Origin of the sequence: Paracidovorax valerianellae, from assembly GCF_900102625.1 — a bacterium.
GTDB classification, from domain to species: Bacteria; Pseudomonadota; Gammaproteobacteria; order Burkholderiales; family Burkholderiaceae_C; genus Paracidovorax; species Paracidovorax valerianellae.
The window spans coordinates 69,384-89,014 of the sequence record NZ_FMZC01000010.1; the positions used below are offsets into that span (position 1 = coordinate 69,384).

Here is a 19,631-nt window from a genome sequence, read left to right on the forward strand (position 1 = left end):
CCATCCTTCACTGGGCAGAAAGACACCATGTTGCTGACCGTCATCGCCTTCATCGTCGCGCTCGGCGTGCTCATCGCCGTGCATGAATACGGCCACTATCGAGTGGCTGTCGCCTGCGGCGTCAAAGTGCTTCGCTTTTCGGTCGGCTTCGGCAAACCGCTGCTACGCTGGCAACCCAAGGGCTCACCCACCGAATTCGTCATCGGCGCTTTTCCCCTGGGCGGCTATGTGCGAATGCTCGACGAGCGCGAAGCCCCTGTAGAGGCCCACGAGCGACATTTGTCCTTCAACGCGAAGCCATTGCGGTCCCGCGCAGCCATCGTGGCCGCGGGCCCTGCGGCCAACCTGTTGCTTGCAGTGCTGCTGTACACGGCGGTGAACTGGATGGGTGTGGAAGAGCCCAAAGCGATTCTTGCCAGCCCTGTGCCGGGCTCGGTGGCCCAGAAATCGGGGCTGCAGGGCGGCGAACTGGTGCTTGAGGCCGCATTGGGTACCGACGAATCCGAGCCCGTCCGTTCGTTTGAAGACCTGCGTTGGTTGATCACACGCGGTGCCCTCGATGGCACCGATGTGCGCCTGCAGGTGGAGCCTTCGCCGGGCGCGCCCCAGCGTCAGATGGTGCTGGAACTGGCGCAGTTCGATGCCAAGGAAGCCGATGCCCAGCTTTTCCGCAAGATCGGCATCATCGGTCCATGGACGCGGCCCGTGCTGGGTGAAGTCGTCAACGGCGGTCCCGCGCAACGTGCAGGCCTGCGCCAGGGAGACCTGGTCTTGAAACTCGGCGCTACCAATGTGGTGGATGGTCAGCAGCTTCGGGAACTCATCCGTTCTTCGGTGCGCGGTGGCGCTGCCATCTCCCAGCCTTGGCGCATCGAGCGCGGCGGGCAGACTTTGACCATTGACGTGCTGCCCGATCTGCACAGCGAGTCCTCTGGACCGGTCGGCAGGGTAGGTGCTTTCGTCGGCGCGCAACCAGAGTTCGTGACGGTGCGCCATGGCCCGGTCGAAGGCCTTTGGAATGGCGTCGTGCGCACGTGGGAAGTTTCGGCGCTGACCCTTCGCATGATGGGGCGCATGGTGATCGGCGAGGCTTCGCTGAAGAACCTCAGCGGACCCCTCACCATCGCTGACTACGCGGGGCGGTCTGCCAGCATGGGACTGACCCAATATCTGGTGTTCCTGGCCCTCATCAGCGTCAGCCTGGGTGTCCTGAACCTGCTCCCGCTACCGGTTTTGGACGGTGGGCACCTGATGTATTATCTTTGGGAAGGCGTGACCGGCAAGGGCGTGTCCGACGCCTGGATGGAGCGATTGCAGCGCGGCGGCGTGGCGGTGCTCCTCCTGATGATGTCCATCGCCCTTTTCAACGATATCACCCGGCTTTTTGGCTAACCTTTTCGCCGCGCGCGTTCACCGTGCGGTACCAGTTCACTCATGAAAAAACAATTCAATCGCTTGGGCGTGCGCAAGGCATGTGCCGTGGCCGCCATGGTTTTTGCTGCCAACGCGGCATGGGCCCTGGAGCCGTTCAAAGTGCAGGATATCCGGGTGGAAGGATTGCAGCGCGTCGAGCCAGGCACCATCTTCGCATCGATGCCGTTGCGCGTGGGTGACGACTACAACGACGAGAAGGGCGCCGCCGCCATTCGTGCGCTGTTCGCCCTCGGGCTGTTCAAAGACGTCCGGCTGGAAGCCAGCGGCAACGTGCTCGTGGTGGTCGTGGAAGAGCGGCCCACCATCGCCGATGTGGACTTCGCCGGTGCCCGCGAATTCGATAAAGATACGCTCAAGAAGGCCATGCGCGACGTCGGCTTGACCGAAGGCCGGCCTTTCGACAAGGCCCTGGCCGATCGGGCCGAGCAGGAACTCAAGCGCCAGTACATCAACAAGAGCCTGTACGGCGCCGAAGTCGTGACCACCGTCACCCCCATCGAGCGCAACCGGGTGAACCTCACGTTCACGGTGACCGAAGGCGAACCTGCACGCATCAAGGAAATCCACCTGGTGGGCAACAAGGCGTTCAGCGAATCGACGCTGAAGGGGCTGTTTGACCAGGACACGGGCGGCTGGCTCAGCTGGTACACCAAGTCGGACCGGTATTCGCGCACCAAGCTGAATGCCGACCTGGAAACCCTGCGCTCGTACTACCTGGCGCGCGGCTACCTCGAGTTCCGCATCGACTCCACGCAAGTGGCCATTTCTCCAGACAAGCAGGACATCACGATCACCGTCAATGTGACGGAAGGCCAGCGCTATGTGGTGTCCGGCGTGAAGATCGAAGGCAACTACCTCGACCGCGATGACGAGTTCAAGTCGCTGATCACCATTCAGCCCGGCGAGCCTTACAACGCCGACAAGGTCGCTGAAACCACCAAGGCATTCACCGATTACTTCGGCAACTTCGGCTTTGCCTTTGCGCGTGTGGAAGCCGTTCCCGAAGTGGACCGCGAGAACAACCGCGTGGCTCTGGTGCTGCGTGCCGAGCCCGCCCGCCGTGCCTATGTGCGCCGCATCAACGTGAGTGGCAACAACCGCACGCGCGATGAAGTCATCCGCCGCGAATTCCGCCAGTACGAAGCCTCTTGGTACGACGGCGACAAGATCAAATTGTCCCGCGACCGGGTCGACCGCCTGGGCTTCTTCACGGAAGTGAATGTGGAAACGCAGGAAGTGCCGGGCTCCGCCGATCAGGTGGATCTGGTGGTGAACGTGGCGGAAAAGCCCACCGGTTCGCTGCAACTGGGTGCGGGCTTTTCCAGCGCGGAAAAAGTCTCGTTGTCGTTCAGCATCAAGCAGGAAAACGTGTTCGGCTCCGGCAACTACCTGGGCGTGGACGTGAACACCAGCAAGTACCGCCGTACGCTTGTCTTCAGCACGACCAACCCGTACTTCACCCGGGATGGCATCTCGCGCACGCTGGATCTGTACTACCGCACCGACAAGCCCTACGAAGACCAGGGCGGCAACTACGAGCTGATCACTGCCGGTACCAGCGTGCGATTCGGCATTCCCTTCAGCGAAACCGACACTGTGTTCTTCGGCGGTGGACTGGAGCAGACGCGCATCAAACTGGGCACCAACATCCCGGCCGCATACCTGTCGTATGCCACGACGTACGGCTCCAGCAGCACGGCGATTCCGCTCACCATCGGCTGGTCGCGCGATGACCGCGACAGCGCCCTGGCTCCCAATTCCGGCCGCTATCAGCGCCTGAACACCGAATGGTCGGTGGCTGGCGATGCGCGCTATGTGCGCGGCAACTACCAGTTCCAGCAGTACGTGCCGTTGAACAAGAAGTTCACGATGGCCTTCAACAGCGAACTGGGCTGGGGCAAGGGCATGAACGGCCGGCCGTTCCCGGTGTTCAAGAATTACTACTCGGGTGGCTTGGGCTCCGTGCGCGGTTTCGACCAAGGCACGCTGGGTCCACGCGACGTGACGGGTGCGTCGCTGGGCGGACCCAAGAAGGTGACGCTCAACGCCGAGTTGATCGCGCCGTTCCCAGGTGCGGGCAACGACCGCACTCTGCGCGTGTTCACTTTCGTGGATGCGGGCAACGTGTATGGCGAAGATGAAAAGGTCACCCTCAGCGACATGCGTGTCTCTGCCGGCCTGGGTTTGAGCTGGATTTCTCCGCTCGGTCCGCTTCGCCTCGCTTTTGCGCAACCGGTGCGCAAGTTCGCCGGCGATAGAATCCAGAAACTGCAATTCCAGATTGGAACGTCTTTCTAATGAAATCTCTCTCCCGCCATATTCCCCTCGTTCTCTTGCTTGGCACGCTCGGTGCAGCTGTGCCCGCACAGGCGCAGGAGTTCAAGGCCGGCTTCGTCAACACCGACCGCATCTTCCGCGAAGCCAGCACCGCCAAGGCGGCACAGGCCAAGCTGGAGCAGGAGTTCTCCCGCCGCGAGAAAGAGCTCGTCGACCAGGGCAACAGCCTCAAGTCCGCGACCGAGAAGTTCGAACGTGAAGCGCCCACGATGGCAGAAAGCCAGCGCACGACCCGCCAACGCCAACTGGTCGACCAGGACCGTGACTTCCAGCGCAAGCGCCGCGAGTTCCAGGAAGATCTGGGCGCCCGCAAGAACGAAGAGTTGGGCCAGGTGCTCGAGCGCGCCAACAAGGTCGTCAAGCAAGTGGCCGAGGCTGAAAAGTACGACGTAATCCTGCAGGAGGCTGTCTACATCAATCCCAAGCACGACATCACCGACAAGGTGATCAAGGCACTGAATGCCGCTGCTGCCACGCCTGCCAAGTAATGGCCGCTGGCTGATGGGGCGCGCGGCGTGAGCCTGTCTCTGGGACAGATCGTCGATGCGCTGGGCGGCACGCTGGAGGGGGGCGAAAGGAATGCGGAGATTCTTCGCATTGCTCCCCTTGAGTCTGCAGGTCCGGGTGACCTGGCTTTTTTAAGCCATCCGCGCTACCAGCAGCAACTGGCCGCCTCCCGGGCGGCCTGTGTCATTGTGGCGCCGTCGATGCGCGACGCGGGTCTGGCCCGCGGCGCATGCATCGTTGCAGACGAGCCATACGTGTATTTCGCGCGCGCTACGCAGCTGTGGAGGCGATCGCACGCGGGTGCACCGCCGCAAGGCGTGCATCCCAGTGCGGTGGTCGATCCTGACGCCTCCGTCCACCCAACGGCCTACATCGGCCCGCTGTGCGTGGTCGAGCGCGGTGCGCATGTGGGTGCGGGCACGGTGCTCAAGTCGCGGGTTACGGTGGGTGAAGACTGCCGCATCGGCGATCGTTGCATCGTGCATGCCGGCGTGGTGATCGGTGCCGACGGCTTCGGCTTCGCTCCGCAGAACGGCGAGTGGGTGAAGATCGAGCAGCTGGGTGCCGTGCGCATCGGCAATGACGTCGAGATCGGCGCCAACACCTGCATCGACCGGGGCGCCCTGGAAGACACCGTCATCGAAGACGGCGTGAAACTCGACAACCTCATTCAGATCGGCCACAACGTCCGCATCGGCCGCCACTCCGCCATGGCGGGTTGCGTGGGCGTGGCGGGCAGCGCAACCATCGGAGCCCATTGCACGGTAGGCGGGGGGGGCATCGTGCTGGGACATCTGGAACTGGCCGACCACGTCCACGTTTCTGCGGCCACCGTGGTCACGCGGTCGCTGACCCGGCCGGGTCAATACACCGGCATGTTTCCCATCGACGAAAATGCGAAGTGGGAAAAAAACGCGGCCACGCTCAAGCAGCTTCACAGCCTGCGCGAGCGGATCAAGGCCCTCGAACAAACTCGAATAGACGGTTAGACCGCATCTTCCAATGATGGACATCCACCAAATTCTCAAGCTCTTGCCGCACCGCTATCCGTTTCTGCTGGTGGACCGCGTGGTCGAACTCGAAAGGGGCAAGCGCATCCAGGCGCTCAAGAACGTCACGATCAACGAGCCTTTCTTCACCGGACATTTCCCGAGCCGGCCGGTGATGCCGGGCGTGCTCATGCTCGAGGCGCTGGCCCAGGCTGCCGGCCTGCTGTCCTTCGACATGATGGGAGAGGCTCCGGGCGACGACAAGGTGTTCTATTTCGTCGGCATCGACGGAGCGCGTTTCAAGCGCCCCGTGGAGCCGGGCGATCAACTCATTCTGGAAGTGGATCTGGACCGCATCAAGGGCGGCATCTACAAGTTCAAGGGCTTGGCGCGCGTGGGCGACAGCGTGGCCTGCGAAGCCGAAATCATGTGCACCATGCGCACCGTGGGCTGACGCTGCGAGGGCAGGGCGGCACGTGACCAGCAGCATCCACTCCACAGCCATCGTCGATCCGGCAGCGCGGATCGATGCGTCTGCGACCATCGGCCCTTATGCGGTCATCGGGCCGCACGTGTCGATCGGTGCGCGCACGTCCGTCGGGGCGCATTGCGTCATCGAAGGGCGCACCACCATCGGCGAAGACAACCTGATCTTCCAGTTCGCGTCCCTGGGCGCCGCACCGCAGGACAAGAAGTACGCGGGCGAGCCCACCGAGCTTCACATCGGCGACCGCAATACCATCCGCGAGTTCTGCACATTCAACACGGGCACGGCGCAGGACCGTGGCGTGACATCGATCGGCAACGACAACTGGATCATGGCGTATGTGCACATCGCCCACGACTGCGTGGTGGGCCACCAAACGGTGCTGGCCAACAATGCCACGCTGGCGGGCCACGTGCACGTGGGCGACCACGCCATCATCGGCGGCCTGACCGGCGTGCACCAGTTCACCAAGGTGGGCGCGCACGTGATGGCCGGGTTCGCCAGCCACATTTCGCAGGACGTGCCACCGTTCATGATGGTGGACGGCAATCCGCTGTCCGTGCGCGGGCTGAATCTCGAAGGCCTGCGCCGGCGGGGTTTTTCGCCCGACCGGCTGACTGCGATCAAGCAGGCGCACCGTCTGCTCTACCGCCAGGGCCTCACGCTGGAGGCAGCACGTCAGGCCATCGCCGAGCTGCCGGCCACTCATGGCGAGGCGGCGCCCGACATCGCTCTGCTGCTGGATTTCATCACCCATTCTTCGCGCGGTATCGCGCGCTGACCGCGATGGTGCCCGCTACGGATTCCACACCTCGCATCGCGATGGTGGCTGGCGAGACCTCCGGCGATCTGCTGGCCGGGCTGCTGCTCGATGGCTTGCAGGCGCAGTGGCCGGGCATCGCCGGGCACGGCATCGGTGGTCCGCAAATGCAGCGCCGGGGCTTCACCGCCTGGTGGCCGAGCGAGCGCCTGGCAGTGCACGGATACAGTGTCGAATTGCTGCGCAAACTCTGGGGCATCGTGCAGATCCGCAAGCAACTGCGCGGCCGCCTGCTGGCAGATCGCCCGCAAGTGTTCATCGGTGTTGATGCGCCCGATTTCAATCTGGGGCTGGAAGCCGACCTGCGCGCGGCAGGCATCAAGACCGTGCATTTCGTCTGCCCGTCGATCTGGGCGTGGCGTGCCGACCGCATCGAAAAAATCCGGCGCAGCGCCGACCACGTGCTGTGCATTTTTCCGTTCGAGCCCGAGTTGCTGGCGCGGCACGGCATCGGCGCCACGTATGTCGGCCACCCCTTGGCCGATGTGATTCCAATGCAGCCTGACCGCCAGGCGGCGCGTGCCCGGCTGAGTCTGGCCGATGGCGACGAGGTCCTGGCGATCCTGCCAGGCAGCCGTGCGGCCGAGGTCGAATACATCGCCGCTCCGTTCCTGCGCGCTGCCGCTTTGCTGCGCCAGGCGCGTCCGGCCCTGCGGCTGGTGATCCCTGCCGTGCCGGCGCTGCGGGCGCGCATCGAGCAGATCGCGCGCGACTGCGGCTTGGCCGATGCCGTGCAGATCGTGGATGGCCAATCGCACACGGTGCTGGCGGCCTGCGACTGCACACTCATCGCCAGCGGCACGGCAACGCTTGAGGCGGCGTTGTTCAAACGGCCGATGGTGATCGGCTACCACATGCACCCCATCAGCTGGCGCCTCATGCGGCGAAAGCAACTGCAACCCTGGGTGGGTTTGCCGAACATCCTCTGCGGCGAATTCGTCGTGCCCGAACTGATCCAGGACGCTGCGACGCCGCCAGCGCTGGCTGCTGCCGTGGCGCACTGGCTGGACGCACGCACGCACTCTCCCGAAACGCTCGCTGCACTGGAGCAACGCTTCACCGCGCTGCATGAAACCCTGCGCCGCGATACCCCCCGACTGGCTGCCGATGCGATCCAGAAAATCCTTGCCGCCTGAACAGGTGAGCCTGCCGTGGCATCCCCCGGGCCTCGTGGCAGGCGTGGACGAAGCCGGGCGCGGTCCGCTGGCCGGGCCCGTGGTGGCGGCGGCCGTCATCCTCGACGACCTGAACCCGATCGCCGGCCTGGCCGACTCCAAAACCTTGACGGCCGCGCGCCGCGAGGCGCTGTACGACGAGATCCGCGCCAAGGCGCTGTGCTGCGCCATCGCCGAAGCAAGCGTCGAGGAGATCGACACCATCAACATCCTGCAGGCGACCATGCTGGCCATGCAGCGGGCGGTGCAAGGGCTGCGTCTGAAGCCGGTCCGCGTGCTGGTGGACGGCAATCGGCTGCCCGTGCTGGAGGTTCCTGCAGATGCCATCGTGAAGGGCGACGCCCTGGTGCAGGCCATCTCGGCGGCATCGATCCTGGCCAAGGTGACGCGCGACCGCTGGTGCGCGCAGCTGCATCTGGAATATCCGCAATATGGCTTTGCCGGCCACAAGGGTTACGGCACGGCCGAGCACATGGCGGCGCTGCAGCAGCATGGGGCCTGCCCGCACCACCGACGTTCGTTTTCGCCGGTGGCCGCCGCGCTTGTCCGTGACCAAGGTCTGGCAACGCATGCTGCGCAAATCACCACCGTGGTGACGTTGGGCGAGGCCATTGCCCCGCAGGCCGTGATGCACGGGGATTGGCAGGCGGCATGACTTCGGCGGACAACGTCACCTTCGTTCAGTCGCGCGACAACGCGTTCGTCAAGGACCTGCGGCGCTTGGCGCAGGACAGCGCTGCCTACCGCAAGCAAGGCCGCGTCTGGCTGGAGGGCGACCACTTGTGCCGCGCCGCACTGGCTCGGGGCGTTCGGCCGGCCATCGGGGTGTATGCAGAGTCTTTTTGGCCTCTGGCGCAAGAAGAATACCGGCATGCTGCTATCAAAAACATAGTGATCGCAGATGCATTGTGGTCGGACGTGAGCGGCCTGGAATCTCCCGCGCGCATGGGCTTTGTGCTGGACATGCCCGGTTCTGCAGCGCTGGTGCCAAGCGAGCCCACCGTGGTGCTCGACCGCTTGCAGGATGCCGGTAACGTCGGATCGATCCTGCGCAGCGCTTCAGCCTTCGGCTTTCGGCAGATCGCAGCCATCAAGGGCACAGCGGCGCTGTGGAGCGCCAAGGTGCTGCGGGCCGGCATGGGCGCGCACTTCGGTCTGCGGCTGGTGGAAGGGCTCGAAGCGACGGACATCGACGCGCTCGGCCTGCCGCTGCTGGCGACCAGTTCACACGGGGGCGAGTTTCTTCATGCCACTGCGCTGCCTTGGCCCTGCGGCTGGATCATGGGCCACGAAGGGCAGGGCGTTTCCCTGGCGCTGCAGGAGCGCGCCAGCCAGTTGATCCGCATCGCCCAGCCGGGCGGCGAAGAATCGCTGAACGTGGGCGCCGCGGCTGCCATCTGTCTGCATGCCAGTGCAGCGTCCGCAGCGCGATAGCGCCATCAGCGCAGCCGGCGACGGCCCAGGAAGGTTCGCTAGGCCATAGCGCAAAAAAGCAAAGAGCATCAAAGCGCTGATGGCGTGACCATCTGCGTTTTGATGTTCTTTGCACGCGGTGGCCTCGAACGGCCACCAGCCAGCCAGATTTGGAATCAGGCCATCATTTCTTCGCCTGCCATCAGCTCTTCCTTGCGGGCTTCCAGCGCTTCGCGCATGGCCATCAGGTCGAGCTTGCGGGCAGCGCGGGCCTTCGGAAAAATCTCGTTGCGCTCTTCCTTCACGTGGTGGTCGATGTACTCGCCCAGCACGGTGACTTTGGCGTCGAACATTTCATCGGCAGCGCTGGCTGCTTCGATCTGTGCGATGAGGTCTTTGGCACTGGCGTGCTCGACTTCCGCTTCGGCGATCAGGTCGGTGTCTTTGAGGGCTTCACGCAGCGCGGGGTAGAAAATCTCTTCCTCGATTTGCGCGTGGACCGTCAGTTCGCGGCAGATCTGGCGTGCCAGTTCGAAGCGCTGGGTGGCAGCCGCCTTGGAGCGGGACTCCATCAGCGACTCGTATTCCTTGAACATTTTCTTCACGGCGCGGTGGTCCGCGTCAAGCATCGAACAAGCGTCTTGGGGTGCACGGGTGGCCATGGCAAATCCTTATTGATTGAGTGGGAAGGCCATGCTGCACGGGAGGTATGAGCCCTGCCGTAGGACGCCAAGCCACCACCATGCGCGTTTTTTTCTCAGCGCAGGGGCAGTTCGAGGAAAGTTCTCAAAGCGTTCCGCCAGGCTGATTGGTGTTGAATCGAGGCCGTGGGCCTGCCGTTCGCCGATGCTGAAAGAGCACCGCATCGACATCGGTTGCTGCCTGGCAGCACGAACGAATGCGCCAAAAGAAAAACCCCTGACTCTTGCGAATCAGGGGTTTTAATTTTTGGTGCCGGAGAGATGAATCGAACACCCGACCTTCTCATTACGAATGAGCTGCTCTACCGACTGAGCTACACCGGCTAAGACTCGAATTATATATCGGAATGGTAGCGTGTCACGCGTTCCACTTCATTTTTTGAGCCCAGAACCACGCTGACGCGTTCGTGCAATTGCGTGGGCTCGATGTCCAGAATGCGCTGCTTGCCGTTGGTGGCGGCGCCGCCGGCCTGCTCGACCAGCCAGCTCATGGGGTTGGCTTCGTACATCAGCCGCAGCTTGCCGGGCTTGTTGGGTTCGCGCTTGTCCCAGGGGTACAGGAACACGCCGCCGCGCGTGAGGATGCGGTGCACGTCGGCCACCATGCTGGCGATCCAGCGCATGTTGAAGTCCTTGCCGCGCGGACCTTCGGTGCCGGCCAGGCATTCGTCGATGTAGCGCTTCACCGGGGCATCCCAGTGGCGCATGTTGCTCATGTTGATGGCGAATTCCTTGGTGTCTTCGGGAATGCGCACGTTCTCTTCCACCAGCACGAACGAGCCCTGTTCGCGGTCGAGCGTGAACATGGCCACGCCGTCGCCCACGGTCAGCACCAGCGTCGTCTGCGGGCCGTAGATGCAGTAGCCCGCGGCCACCTGCTTGGTGCCGGCCTGCAGAAAGTCCTCGGTCATCACGCCGGGATGGCCTTCGGGCTTTTTCAGCACGCTGAAGATGGTGCCGATGCTCACGTTCACGTCGATGTTCGACGAGCCATCGAGCGGATCGAACAGCAGCAGGTATTCGCCCTGCGGATACCGGTTGGGCACCACGTAGATGCTGTCCATCTCTTCGGAGGCCATCGCCGCCAGATGGCCGCCCCATTCGTTGGCTTCGATGAGCACTTCGTTGGCGATGATGTCCAGCTTCTTCTGGATTTCGCCCTGCACGTTTTCGCTGGTAGCGGTGCCCAGCACGCCGCCCAGCGCGCCTTTGTTCACGGCATGGCTGATGCTCTTGCAGGCGCGGGCGACCACTTCGAGCAGCAGGCGCAGCTGCGATGGGATGAGGCCGTCCACCCGTTGCTGCTCGACGAGGTAGCGGGTAAGGCTGATGGTTTTTGCCATGGGATGGGTTTCCTTTTCTTCTCAGTCGGCCAGCGCGCGGGTGACCACCTCGCGCACGTCGTTGGACAGGTCGGGCTTGGCGGCCACCCGCGCAATCGCGTCGCGGGCTGCGCTGCGGTACGGGTCAGACAGCTTCTTCCAGCGGTCGAGCGCGCGCGCCAGGCGTGCGGCCACCTGCGGGTTCAAGGTGTCCAGTTCCAGCACGCGATCGGCCCAGAACTGGTAGCCCGCGCCGTCCTGGCGGTGGAAACCACCGGGATTGGCGCTGCAGTAGCTGAAGATCACGCTGCGGGCGCGGTTCGGGTTCTTGAGGCTGAAGTCAGCGTGCTTCATCAGTTGCTGCACGGCCGCCAGCACCTGGCCGCCGCGGTCGGGCGTGCCCGCCTGCAGCGAGAACCATTTGTCCAGCACCAGCGCCTCGTCCTTGAACAGGGCGTGGAACCGCGCCAGCGCCGGCTCGGCCAGCGCATGGCCGCTGTACACCAGCGCCGTGAGCGCGTTGAAGCGGTCGGTCATGTTGCTGGCGTCCTTGAAGCGCTGATACGCCTTGCCGGGCCAGACGACGTCGCCGCTGGAGCGGGCCGCCAGGCAGAGCATGGACAGCGCCAGGCCCGACAGCGCGCGGCGGCCGGCCGAGATCGCGTCGGGGCGGTAGGCGCCCGTATCGTGGTGCTGTTCCCAGATGGCTTCCCACTCCGGCTGCAGCGCGACGGCGAGTTGCGCCCGCATGGCCTCGCGCACGGCATGCACGCGCTGCGGGTCCACCACGTCGAGTTGCTCGGCGATGTAGCCTTCGGACGGCAGGCTGAGCACCAGTTCCTTGAAAGCCGCATCCAGCCAGGGGTGGCGCAGCACACCGCGCATGGCCTCGATGAAGCTGTCGGGAACGATCTTTTGCTCGATATGGCCGTCTGCCGCCGTATCGATTGCCTCGTCAGCTATTGTTTTGATAGCGATCCGCAAAGCCAGGCGCTGGCCTGCTTCCCAGCGGTTGAAGGCGTCGGTGTCGTTCGCCAGCAGGGCGAGCAGTTCGTCGTCGCGGTAGTCGATGTCCAGCAGCACGGGCGCGCTGAAGCCGCGCAGCAGCGACGGCACGGGCTGGGAGTCGACGTTCACGAAGGTGAACGAATGGCTGGGCTCGGTCAGCACCACGGTGCGGTCGGTGCCGCCCGAAGCGGCTTCGCCTTCCATCTGCAGCGGCAGGGCGCTGCCGTCCGCGCCCAGCAGGCCGAGGGCCACGGGGATCACGGCGGGCTCCTTGAGCGGCTGGCCGGGTGTGGGCGCGAGGCTTTGCGACAGCGTCAGCGTGTAGGTGCGCGCTGCCGCGTCATACACGCCGGTGGCCTGCAAGCGCGGGGTGCCGGCCTGCGAGTACCAGCGCTTGAACTGGGGCAGCAGCCGCGCCAGATCGCTGTCCGGATTGGCGTCGGCGATGGCCTGCGCAAAGTCGTCGCAGGTCACGGCCTGGCCGTCATGGCGCTCGAAATACAGCTTCATGCCGCGCGCGAAGCCTTCACGGCCCACCAGGGTGTGCATCATGCGCACGACCTCGGCACCCTTTTCGTAGATGGTGACGGTGTAGAAGTTGTTGATCTCGACGTAGCTGTCGGGCCGCACGGGGTGCGCCATCGGGCCGGCGTCTTCGGGGAACTGGGCGGTGCGCAGCACGCGCACGTCTTCGATGCGCTTGACGGCGCGGGCCGAGGGGCTGCCCGACAGGTCCTGGCTGAATTCCTGGTCGCGAAAGACGGTGAGGCCTTCCTTCAGCGACAGCTGGAACCAGTCGCGGCAGGTCACGCGGTTGCCGGTCCAGTTGTGGAAGTACTCGTGGCCCACCACGCTTTCGATGTTGGCGAAATCCACATCGGTCGCCGTGGCCTGGCTGGCCAGCACGTACTTCGTGTTGAAGATGTTCAGGCCCTTGTTTTCCATCGCGCCCATGTTGAAGTCGCTCGTGGCGACGATCATGAAGCGCTCCAGATCGAGCGGCAGGCCGAAGCGCGCTTCGTCCCACGCCACGCTGGCCATGAGCGAATTCATCGCGTGCTCGGTCTTTTCCAGGTCGCCCGGGCGCACGTACACCTGCAGCAGGTGGTCGGCGCCGGAGCGCGCGCGAATGCGCTGCTCGCGCGCCACCAGCTTGCCGGCCACCAGCGCGAACAGGTAGCAGGGCTTCTTGTGCGGGTCTTGCCACTTGGCGAAGTGGCGGGCGCCGTTCGGGCCGTCGTCCAGCGGGCCGTGCTCGATCAGGTTGCCGTTGGACAGCAGCACCGGGTAGGCGGCCTTGTCGGCGCGCAGCAGCACGGTAAAGCTGGCCATCACATCGGGACGGTCCAGGAAATAGGTGATGCGCCGAAAGCCCTCGGCTTCGCACTGGGTGAAGAAGGTGCCCTGGCTCACGTACAGGCCCGACAGCTGCGTGTTCTTGGCCGGCACGCAGGTGGTGAAGATCTCCAGGTCGAAGGGCTCGTGGCCCTCCGGCAGGTTCTCCAGCACCAGTTGGCCGCCTTCCAGCTTGAACGACGTGCCGGCGCCGTTGACCAGCACGCGCGCCAGGTTCAGCTCGTCGCCGTCCAGGCGCAGAGGAGCGGCGGGCACATCCGCATTGCGGCGCACGCGCATCTTGCTGAGCACTCGCGTCTTGGCCGGGTCCAGGTCGAACGTGAGGTCCACCGTGTCGATCCAGAACGCGGGGGCGGTGTAGTCGGCACGGTGGATGGCCGTGGCGTGTCCTTCTCTCATCATGGCTTGGGGCTTTCCGGGCGCATTACACGCCCTGCTTGAGGGAGGCTTCGATGAAGGCGTCGAGATCGCCGTCCAGCACCTTCTGGGTGGCGGAGATTTCGACGTTGGTGCGCAGATCCTTGATGCGGCTGTTGTCCAGCACGTAGCTGCGGATCTGGTGGCCCCAGCCGACATCGGTCTTGGTGTCTTCCAGCTTTTGCTGCTCTTCCTGGCGCTTGCGCATCTCGAAGTCGTACAGGCGCGAGCGAAGGCGCTGCCATGCCACATCGCGGTTGCTGTGCTGGCTGCGGCCATCTTGGCACTGAACGACGATGCCGGTCGGAATGTGCGTCAAACGCACGGCCGAATCGGTCTTGTTGATGTGCTGCCCGCCGGCGCCGCTGGCGCGGAAGGTGTCGGTGCGCACGTCGGCCGGATTGATGTCGATCTGGATCGAATCATCGATTTCCGGGTACACGAACAGGCTGGCGAAGCTGGTGTGGCGGCCGCCGGACGAATCGAACGGGCTCTTGCGCACCAGGCGGTGCACGCCGGTTTCGGTGCGCAGCAGGCCATAGGCGTACTCGCCCTCGATCTTGATGGTGGCGCTCTTGATGCCGGCGACGTCGCCCGGCGTTTCGTCTTCCACCGTGGTCTTGAAGCCCTTACGCTCGGCGTACTTCAGGTACTGGCGCAGCAGCATGCCGGCCCAATCGCAGGCTTCGGTGCCGCCGGCGCCGGCCTGGATGTCCACGAAGCAGTTGAGCGGATCGGCCTCGTTGCTGAACATGCGGCGGAATTCGAGCAGCTCGATCTCGGGCTTGAGCTTGGCGGTCTCGGCCTCGATGGTGGCCAGGCCGTCCTCATCGCCTTCTTCCTTGCTCATGTCGAAGAGCTCGGTGTTGTCGGCCAGCTCGCGCGTGAGCTTATCCAGCGTGAGCACCACGCCGTCCAGGCTCTTCTTTTCCTTGCCCAGTTCCTGGGCCTTCTTCGGGTCGTTCCAGACCGTCGGGTCTTCCAGCGACGCGTTTACCGTGCGCAGGCGTTCGAATTTGGCATCGAAGTCAAAGATACCTCCGTAACTCTTGCGTGCGCACGGTCAGGTCGGAGAGGGTGTTGCCGATGAGGTTGATACGTTCTGCGTCCATGGTGCGTGTCCTGAGTGTTCGTTGGAATAACCGGCGATTTTCTCATGCGATGCCGCGCTGGCCTTCCAATGTCCCCTGACGGGGCGCAGGTCGCCGCCCGGCGCCTGTTTGATCCTGGCAATCCGGAAAGTGGATCATCAAAAATGATAGCGATGTTCCCTAGAGGAATATGCGCTGGAGGCCTTTTTCATTCGGAATCGCTCAGGAACTTCTCGATCAGCGCGGCCACCGCCTGCGGCTGGTCGTGGTGCAGCATGTGGCCCGCGTCCTGGACCACCGCCGTGCGGCAGTCGCGCACATGGTGCAGGCGGGCGTGGTATTCGTCGAGGTCGTAGCGGTCTTTCCACCACAGGCCCATGCTGTCGTCGCTGGCCTCGACGGCCAGCGTGGGCGCGGTGATGGCGGCGTACATCGCCAGCGCTTCCTCCACGCGGTAGATCTGCGAACTGGTGATCTTGTGCGCAGCGTCGCCGAGGATTCGCCACTGGCCCTGCGCGTCGGGCTCGGCCCACTGCCGGGCCAGCCAGGCGGCCTTGTCGGCGGACAGGCGCGGGTTGGTCTTGATGAGGCGCTGTGCGACGCCGTCCGCACTGTCGTAGCCCCGCAGCGATTTTTCGCCGCGCTCCAGCGCGCGGAGCTCGTCCATCCACTGGGCGTAGCGCTTGGGCGCCTGGTCCGGCGTGGTGGCCGGCAGGCCGAAGCCTTCCAGGTTGACCAGCCGCCGGATGCGCCCGGGCCGCACGCCGGCATAGGCCATGCACACGTTGCCGCCCATGCTATGGCCGACCAGATCGACTGGCTGGCCTGGGGCGTAGTAGTCCAGCAGGTGGTCCAGATCGGCCAGGTAGTCGGGGAACACGTAGTGGTCGCAGGGCGTCGGCATGCGGCTCAGGCCGAAGCCGCGCCAGTCGGCGGCGATGACGGGGCGGCCGGCGAAGAAATCCTCAGACAGCGCGTCCACCACGAACTGGTACGAGGCGCCGACGTCCATCCAGCCGTGCATCAGGACCAGGAGCGGCCTGTCGGGCGATGGCAGCGAGGCGGGCGCATCGGCATTCCAGCGGCGGACGTGGTACTGCAGGGTGCGGATGGGGACGAATTCGCTGTGCGAAGCGCGGACGGGCTGGTACATCGGGCGATTATTTGCTCGCCGCGCGGCTCAGTCAGTCAAGGCAGGGACAAAGCGGGCCGGCCGGGGCGATGCGGTGGTGCGGCGGCTGATCGCCTCACGTTTTCGTTACGCCGCCCGCTTGCGTGATCGCGAGGCGGGTGGAGCCTCCGGGGAGGGCGCGGAGGACCGCGGCTTTGCCGCGCTCTTTTTCGTGGCCGCCGAGGGCGATGCGGTCGCCGCCGCTTTCAAAGGCGCGCGCTTCCTGGCCGCGGCGGCTGGTTGGGCCGCGCGCTTTTTCACCGGCACATCCACCGGCACCACGGCCACGCCGGCATCGCCGTAGCGCACCTGGCAGCGCTCGCAGAAATCCGAACGCCGGTTCGTTTTGCCGAGCTTGGCATGGTGCAGCGGAATCTGGCAACGCGGGCACGTGGTCTGGCGGTGGGCCTGCCAGTGCTGCTTGAGGACGAATTGCTTCTTCCATTCCAGAAACTCGAACGCATACTGCCGCGCCTGTTCGACCAGCGATCGCAGCACGGGGGCCGGCAGCGCGCCCATAGTGGACAGCGGATGCACGCGGATGCGAAACAGCACCTCGTTCTTGATGATGTTGCCCACGCCGGCAAACACGTCCTGGTCCAGCAGGGCGTCGCAGGCCAGCAGGTCGGGCCGCGCCCGCAGGCGCTTTCGGGCAAGGGCCGGGTCCCACTGGTCGGACATGACGTCGGCGTGCCAGTCGTACACCGAGTCCAGCGGCGCCTCGATGAACTGCAGCGAGCTGGTGTAGAAATTCAGCTCGTCGCCGCCTGAAAATCCCAGCGACAGCCGCGCGGGCATGTCCTTGCGCTCGTTGATGCGGTAGGTGCCGAACAGCAGAAAGTGCACCCGCAGCGCCAGGCCGTCCAGTTCGAGCAGAAAGTGCTTGCCCCAACTGCGCACGGCCACGATGCGCCGGCCCACCAGCCGGTCCTTGTCCAGGCGGGTGTTGCCTTCCACGCGCTCGATGGTGCGGCCTTCGAACGGCTTCGCGGCCTGTTTCAGAATCACGATGGACGGGCCTTCGGGCATGGGGCGCTCTCGCTGCGTGAACGGGGAAAATCCATTATTCTGCCCAGCCCATTCGCAGTTTGTAGGTCTTCTCCCCATGCAAAAAATCACATTGGGCGCCAGCGCGCTCCAGGTCACGCCCATCTGCCTGGGCACCATGACGTTCGGCGAACAGGTGGACGAACCCACGGCCCACGCCATCCTCGACCGCTCGCTGGAGCGGGGCGTGAACTTCATCGACACCGCCGAGATGTATGCCGTGCCCGCCCGCGCCGAGACCTATGGCGCCACCGAAACCATCATCGGTCGCTGGTTCGCCAGCCGCCCCGGGGCCCGTGAAAAGACCGTGCTCGCCACCAAGGTGGCGGGCCCCTCGCGCGGCATGCCGTGGGTGCGTGAAGGCAAGGGCATGACCCCGGCCGACATCGTGGCCTCGTGCGACGCCAGCCTCAAGCGCCTGCAGACCGACGTGATCGACCTCTACCAGATCCACTGGCCCGAGCGCCACGTGCCGGCCTTCGGCACGCTGTATTACGACCCCGCCAAGGAAACCTCGGCTACGCCGATCCATGACCAGCTCCAGGCGCTGGCCGGGCTGGTGAAGGCGGGCAAGGTGCGGGCCATCGGCCTGTCCAACGAAACGCCCTACGGCGTGCACGAATTCGTGCGGCTGGCCGAGCAGCACGGCCTGCCGCGCGTGGCGACGGTGCAGAACCCGTACTGCCTCATCAACCGCACCTGGGAAAACGGCATGGACGAAACCTGCCACCGCCTGGGCGTGTCGCTGCTGGCGTATTCGCCACTGGGTTTCGGGCTGCTGACCGGCAAGTACGACGCCAGCGGCACCACCGGCGCCGATGCCCCGAAGGGCGCGCGCATCGCCAGCTACGAATCGGTGCGCAAGCAGCGCTGGGGCCGGCCCGAGGCGCTGGAAGCCTCCCGCCGCTACAACGCCCTGGCGCGCGAGCATGGCCTCACGCCCACGCAGATGGCGCTCGCCTTTTGCTACACCAAGTGGCAGGTGGCCAGCACGATCATCGGCGTGACCTCGCTCGCCCAGCTCGACGAAGACCTGGACGCCTGGGGCACCACTCTCTCGCCCGAACTGCTGGCGGCCATCGACGCGGTCCGCTGGGAGTTGCGAGACCCGGCCCTGTGAGCAAGAAGGGCGCCAAGGCCGCCCATGTGAGCGAAACCCCGGCCACCCAGTGGCTGCGGCGCCAGGGCGTGCCGTTCACCGAGCACCCGTATGACTATGTGGAGCATGGTGGCACTGCGCACAGCGCGGCCAGCCTGGGCCTGGACGAACACGTCGTCGTCAAGACGCTGGTGATGCAGGACCAGGACGCCAAGCCCCTCATCGTGCTGATGCACGGCGACCGCAAGGTGTCCACCAAAAACCTCGCGCGGCAGATCGGCGCGAAGTCGGTTGAACCCTGCCAGCCCGAGGTGGCCAGCCGCCACAGCGGCTATCTGGTGGGCGGCACCTCGCCGTTCGGCACGCGGCGCGACATGCCGGTGTACATCGAGGAGTCCATCCTGGCGCTGCCGCGCATCGCCATCAACGGCGGGCGCCGGGGCTTTCTGGTGCAGATCGATCCGCAGGTGTGCGTGCAGCAGCTCGGTGCCAAACCGGTGCAGTGCGCGCTGGCAGAATAGGCCGCCCCGCCGAACCGGCGCCACGCGGCGGGTGCCCGCCCACGGGGCACCCGCCGCGCTTGCATCCCTGAAGGAATTCCTACCTTGACCACTGTTTATAGCCTCCTGGCCACCGTGGCCGCCTACCTGCTCGGTTCGCTGTCGTTCGCCGTCATCGTAAGCCGCACCATGGGCCTGAACGATCCGCGCACCTATGGCAGCAAGAACCCCGGCGCCACCAACGTGCTGCGTTCCGGCTCCAAGGCCGCCGCCGTGATCACGCTGCTGCTGGACGCCGTCAAGGGCTGGCTGCCCGTGGTGCTGGTGCAGGCCTTCGGCAAGCCCTACGGCCTGGAAGACGGCACCGTGGCGCTGGTGGGCCTGGCGGCGTTCCTCGGCCACCTGTGGCCGGTGTTCTTCCGATTCGAAGGCGGCAAGGGCGTGGCCACGGCGCTGGGCGTGCTGGTGGGCATCAGCCCCTGGCTGGGCCTGGCCACGCTGCTGACCTGGGTGATCATCGCGTTCTTCTTTCGCTACTCGTCGCTGGCCTCGCTGGCCGCGGCGGTGTTCGCGCCGCTCTATTACGTGCTCTTTGGCGGGGTGCTCTGGTACACCGATGCGACCATCGGCGTGTCCATCGCCGCCATGTCGGCGTTGCTGGTGTGGCGCCACCGCGAGAACATCCGCCGCCTCATGGCCGGCACCGAATCCCGGCTGGGCAAGAAGAAGTCCTGAGCGGGCGGGGCAGCCGCCCCAG

At 65.0% G+C, this 19,631-nt stretch carries 18 protein-coding genes and 1 tRNA gene; 12 read left to right on the plus strand and 7 right to left on the minus strand.

Annotated elements, in window-relative coordinates; genetic code table 11:
* Positions 1-27: 27 nt before the first annotated feature.
* Genes rseP through BLT03_RS15535 form a run of 9 tightly spaced genes read left to right on the plus strand, consistent with a single transcriptional unit; the run spans position 28 to position 9,183 of the window.
* The gene (gene rseP, locus BLT03_RS15495; RefSeq protein ID WP_092744777.1) at positions 28-1,392 is read left to right on the plus strand and encodes an RIP metalloprotease RseP; all 1,365 of its coding nucleotides are present in this window, start codon (positions 28-30) and stop codon (positions 1,390-1,392) included.
* Positions 1,393-1,434: 42 nt separating this feature from the next.
* Positions 1,435-3,732 (plus strand): outer membrane protein assembly factor BamA, encoded by a 2,298-nt coding sequence (gene bamA / locus BLT03_RS15500; RefSeq protein WP_092744673.1) that lies wholly within the window; start codon positions 1,435-1,437, stop codon positions 3,730-3,732.
* On the plus strand, positions 3,732-4,259 hold the full coding sequence (locus tag BLT03_RS15505; protein ID WP_092744674.1) for an OmpH/Skp family outer membrane protein: 528 nt from the start codon (positions 3,732-3,734) through the stop codon (positions 4,257-4,259). The genes bamA and BLT03_RS15505 overlap by 1 nt, the downstream gene beginning before the upstream one ends.
* A gap of 27 nt (positions 4,260-4,286) precedes the next feature.
* Positions 4,287-5,267, plus strand: coding sequence for a UDP-3-O-(3-hydroxymyristoyl)glucosamine N-acyltransferase (gene lpxD / locus BLT03_RS15510; protein WP_092744675.1), 981 nt, complete (start codon positions 4,287-4,289; stop codon positions 5,265-5,267).
* A 13-nt stretch (positions 5,268-5,280) separates the two neighbouring features.
* Positions 5,281-5,721 carry a 3-hydroxyacyl-ACP dehydratase FabZ gene (fabZ, locus tag BLT03_RS15515; protein ID WP_092744676.1) on the plus strand — a complete coding sequence of 147 codons (441 nt, stop codon included), beginning with the start codon at positions 5,281-5,283 and terminating at the stop codon, positions 5,719-5,721.
* A 22-nt stretch (positions 5,722-5,743) separates the two neighbouring features.
* Positions 5,744-6,535, plus strand: a complete 792-nt coding sequence (gene lpxA, locus BLT03_RS15520) for an acyl-ACP--UDP-N-acetylglucosamine O-acyltransferase (RefSeq protein WP_092744677.1) — start codon at positions 5,744-5,746, stop codon at positions 6,533-6,535.
* Between the two features lie 5 nt (positions 6,536-6,540).
* Positions 6,541-7,710: a lipid-A-disaccharide synthase gene (gene lpxB / locus BLT03_RS15525; RefSeq protein ID WP_092744678.1), complete on the plus strand. Its 1,170-nt coding sequence runs from the start codon at positions 6,541-6,543 to the stop codon at positions 7,708-7,710.
* On the plus strand, positions 7,682-8,404 hold the full coding sequence (gene rnhB / locus BLT03_RS15530) for a ribonuclease HII (protein ID WP_092744679.1): 723 nt from the start codon (positions 7,682-7,684) through the stop codon (positions 8,402-8,404). The genes lpxB and rnhB overlap by 29 nt, the downstream gene beginning before the upstream one ends.
* Positions 8,401-9,183, plus strand: a complete 783-nt coding sequence (locus tag BLT03_RS15535; protein ID WP_092744778.1) for a TrmH family RNA methyltransferase — start codon at positions 8,401-8,403, stop codon at positions 9,181-9,183. The genes rnhB and BLT03_RS15535 overlap by 4 nt, the downstream gene beginning before the upstream one ends.
* 155 nt (positions 9,184-9,338) lie before the next feature.
* On the opposite strand, the gene BLT03_RS15540 is transcribed toward BLT03_RS15535, so the two are convergent.
* The 7 genes from BLT03_RS15540 to BLT03_RS15570 all read right to left on the minus strand — a co-directional run bounded on the left by BLT03_RS15540 (position 9,339) and on the right by BLT03_RS15570 (position 17,257).
* Positions 9,339-9,824, minus strand: coding sequence for a hemerythrin domain-containing protein (locus BLT03_RS15540; protein WP_092744680.1), 486 nt, complete (start codon positions 9,822-9,824; stop codon positions 9,339-9,341).
* Positions 9,825-10,111: 287 nt separating this feature from the next.
* A tRNA-Thr gene (locus BLT03_RS15545) sits at positions 10,112-10,187 on the minus strand.
* A gap of 11 nt (positions 10,188-10,198) precedes the next feature.
* Complete coding sequence (locus BLT03_RS15550) at positions 10,199-11,206, minus strand: class 1 fructose-bisphosphatase (protein WP_092744681.1); 1,008 nt, start codon at positions 11,204-11,206, stop codon at positions 10,199-10,201.
* Between the two features lie 21 nt (positions 11,207-11,227).
* Complete coding sequence (pepN, locus tag BLT03_RS15555) at positions 11,228-13,948, minus strand: aminopeptidase N (RefSeq protein WP_092744779.1); 2,721 nt, start codon at positions 13,946-13,948, stop codon at positions 11,228-11,230.
* A 25-nt stretch (positions 13,949-13,973) separates the two neighbouring features.
* Positions 13,974-15,078, minus strand: a protein-coding gene (gene prfB / locus BLT03_RS15560; RefSeq protein ID WP_139160408.1) for a peptide chain release factor 2 whose coding sequence is annotated in 2 segments (ribosomal slippage) — positions 13,974-14,996 and positions 14,998-15,078 — 1,104 coding nt in all. Because the reading frame shifts where the segments join, the coding sequence is not laid out codon by codon here.
* A gap of 187 nt (positions 15,079-15,265) precedes the next feature.
* Complete coding sequence (locus BLT03_RS15565; protein WP_092744682.1) at positions 15,266-16,210, minus strand: alpha/beta fold hydrolase; 945 nt, start codon at positions 16,208-16,210, stop codon at positions 15,266-15,268.
* Between the two features lie 105 nt (positions 16,211-16,315).
* On the minus strand, positions 16,316-17,257 hold the full coding sequence (locus BLT03_RS15570) for a DNA-formamidopyrimidine glycosylase family protein (RefSeq protein WP_092744683.1): 942 nt from the start codon (positions 17,255-17,257) through the stop codon (positions 16,316-16,318).
* Positions 17,258-17,333: 76 nt separating this feature from the next.
* Between BLT03_RS15570 and BLT03_RS15575 the strand changes: the two genes are divergently transcribed.
* From BLT03_RS15575 to plsY, 3 genes are all read left to right on the plus strand, one after another.
* On the plus strand, positions 17,334-18,395 hold the full coding sequence (locus BLT03_RS15575) for an aldo/keto reductase (protein ID WP_092744684.1): 1,062 nt from the start codon (positions 17,334-17,336) through the stop codon (positions 18,393-18,395).
* Positions 18,392-18,895 carry an aminoacyl-tRNA deacylase gene (locus BLT03_RS15580; protein ID WP_092744685.1) on the plus strand — a complete coding sequence of 168 codons (504 nt, stop codon included), beginning with the start codon at positions 18,392-18,394 and terminating at the stop codon, positions 18,893-18,895. The genes BLT03_RS15575 and BLT03_RS15580 overlap by 4 nt, the downstream gene beginning before the upstream one ends.
* An 84-nt stretch (positions 18,896-18,979) precedes the next feature.
* Positions 18,980-19,609, plus strand: a complete 630-nt coding sequence (gene plsY / locus BLT03_RS15585) for a glycerol-3-phosphate 1-O-acyltransferase PlsY (RefSeq protein WP_092744686.1) — start codon at positions 18,980-18,982, stop codon at positions 19,607-19,609.
* Positions 19,610-19,631: the final 22 nt, after the last annotated feature.

Coding starts and splice junctions, on each gene's coding strand:
- BLT03_RS15570 (WP_092744683.1), bottom strand. CDS start 17,257: ATGCCCGAAGGCCCGTCCATCGTGATTCTGAAACAGGCCGCGAAGCCG.
- BLT03_RS15505 (WP_092744674.1), top strand. CDS start 3,732: ATGAAATCTCTCTCCCGCCATATTCCCCTCGTTCTCTTGCTTGGCACG.
- BLT03_RS15535 (WP_092744778.1), top strand. CDS start 8,401: ATGACTTCGGCGGACAACGTCACCTTCGTTCAGTCGCGCGACAACGCG.
- BLT03_RS15540 (WP_092744680.1), bottom strand. CDS start 9,824: ATGGCCACCCGTGCACCCCAAGACGCTTGTTCGATGCTTGACGCGGAC.
- fabZ (WP_092744676.1), top strand. CDS start 5,281: ATGATGGACATCCACCAAATTCTCAAGCTCTTGCCGCACCGCTATCCG.
- pepN (WP_092744779.1), bottom strand. CDS start 13,948: ATGAGAGAAGGACACGCCACGGCCATCCACCGTGCCGACTACACCGCC.
- rnhB (WP_092744679.1), top strand. CDS start 7,682: ATGCGATCCAGAAAATCCTTGCCGCCTGAACAGGTGAGCCTGCCGTGG.
- BLT03_RS15550 (WP_092744681.1), bottom strand. CDS start 11,206: ATGGCAAAAACCATCAGCCTTACCCGCTACCTCGTCGAGCAGCAACGG.
- BLT03_RS15575 (WP_092744684.1), top strand. CDS start 17,334: ATGCAAAAAATCACATTGGGCGCCAGCGCGCTCCAGGTCACGCCCATC.
- BLT03_RS15565 (WP_092744682.1), bottom strand. CDS start 16,210: ATGTACCAGCCCGTCCGCGCTTCGCACAGCGAATTCGTCCCCATCCGC.
- bamA (WP_092744673.1), top strand. CDS start 1,435: ATGAAAAAACAATTCAATCGCTTGGGCGTGCGCAAGGCATGTGCCGTG.
- lpxB (WP_092744678.1), top strand. CDS start 6,541: ATGGTGCCCGCTACGGATTCCACACCTCGCATCGCGATGGTGGCTGGC.
- rseP (WP_092744777.1), top strand. CDS start 28: ATGTTGCTGACCGTCATCGCCTTCATCGTCGCGCTCGGCGTGCTCATC.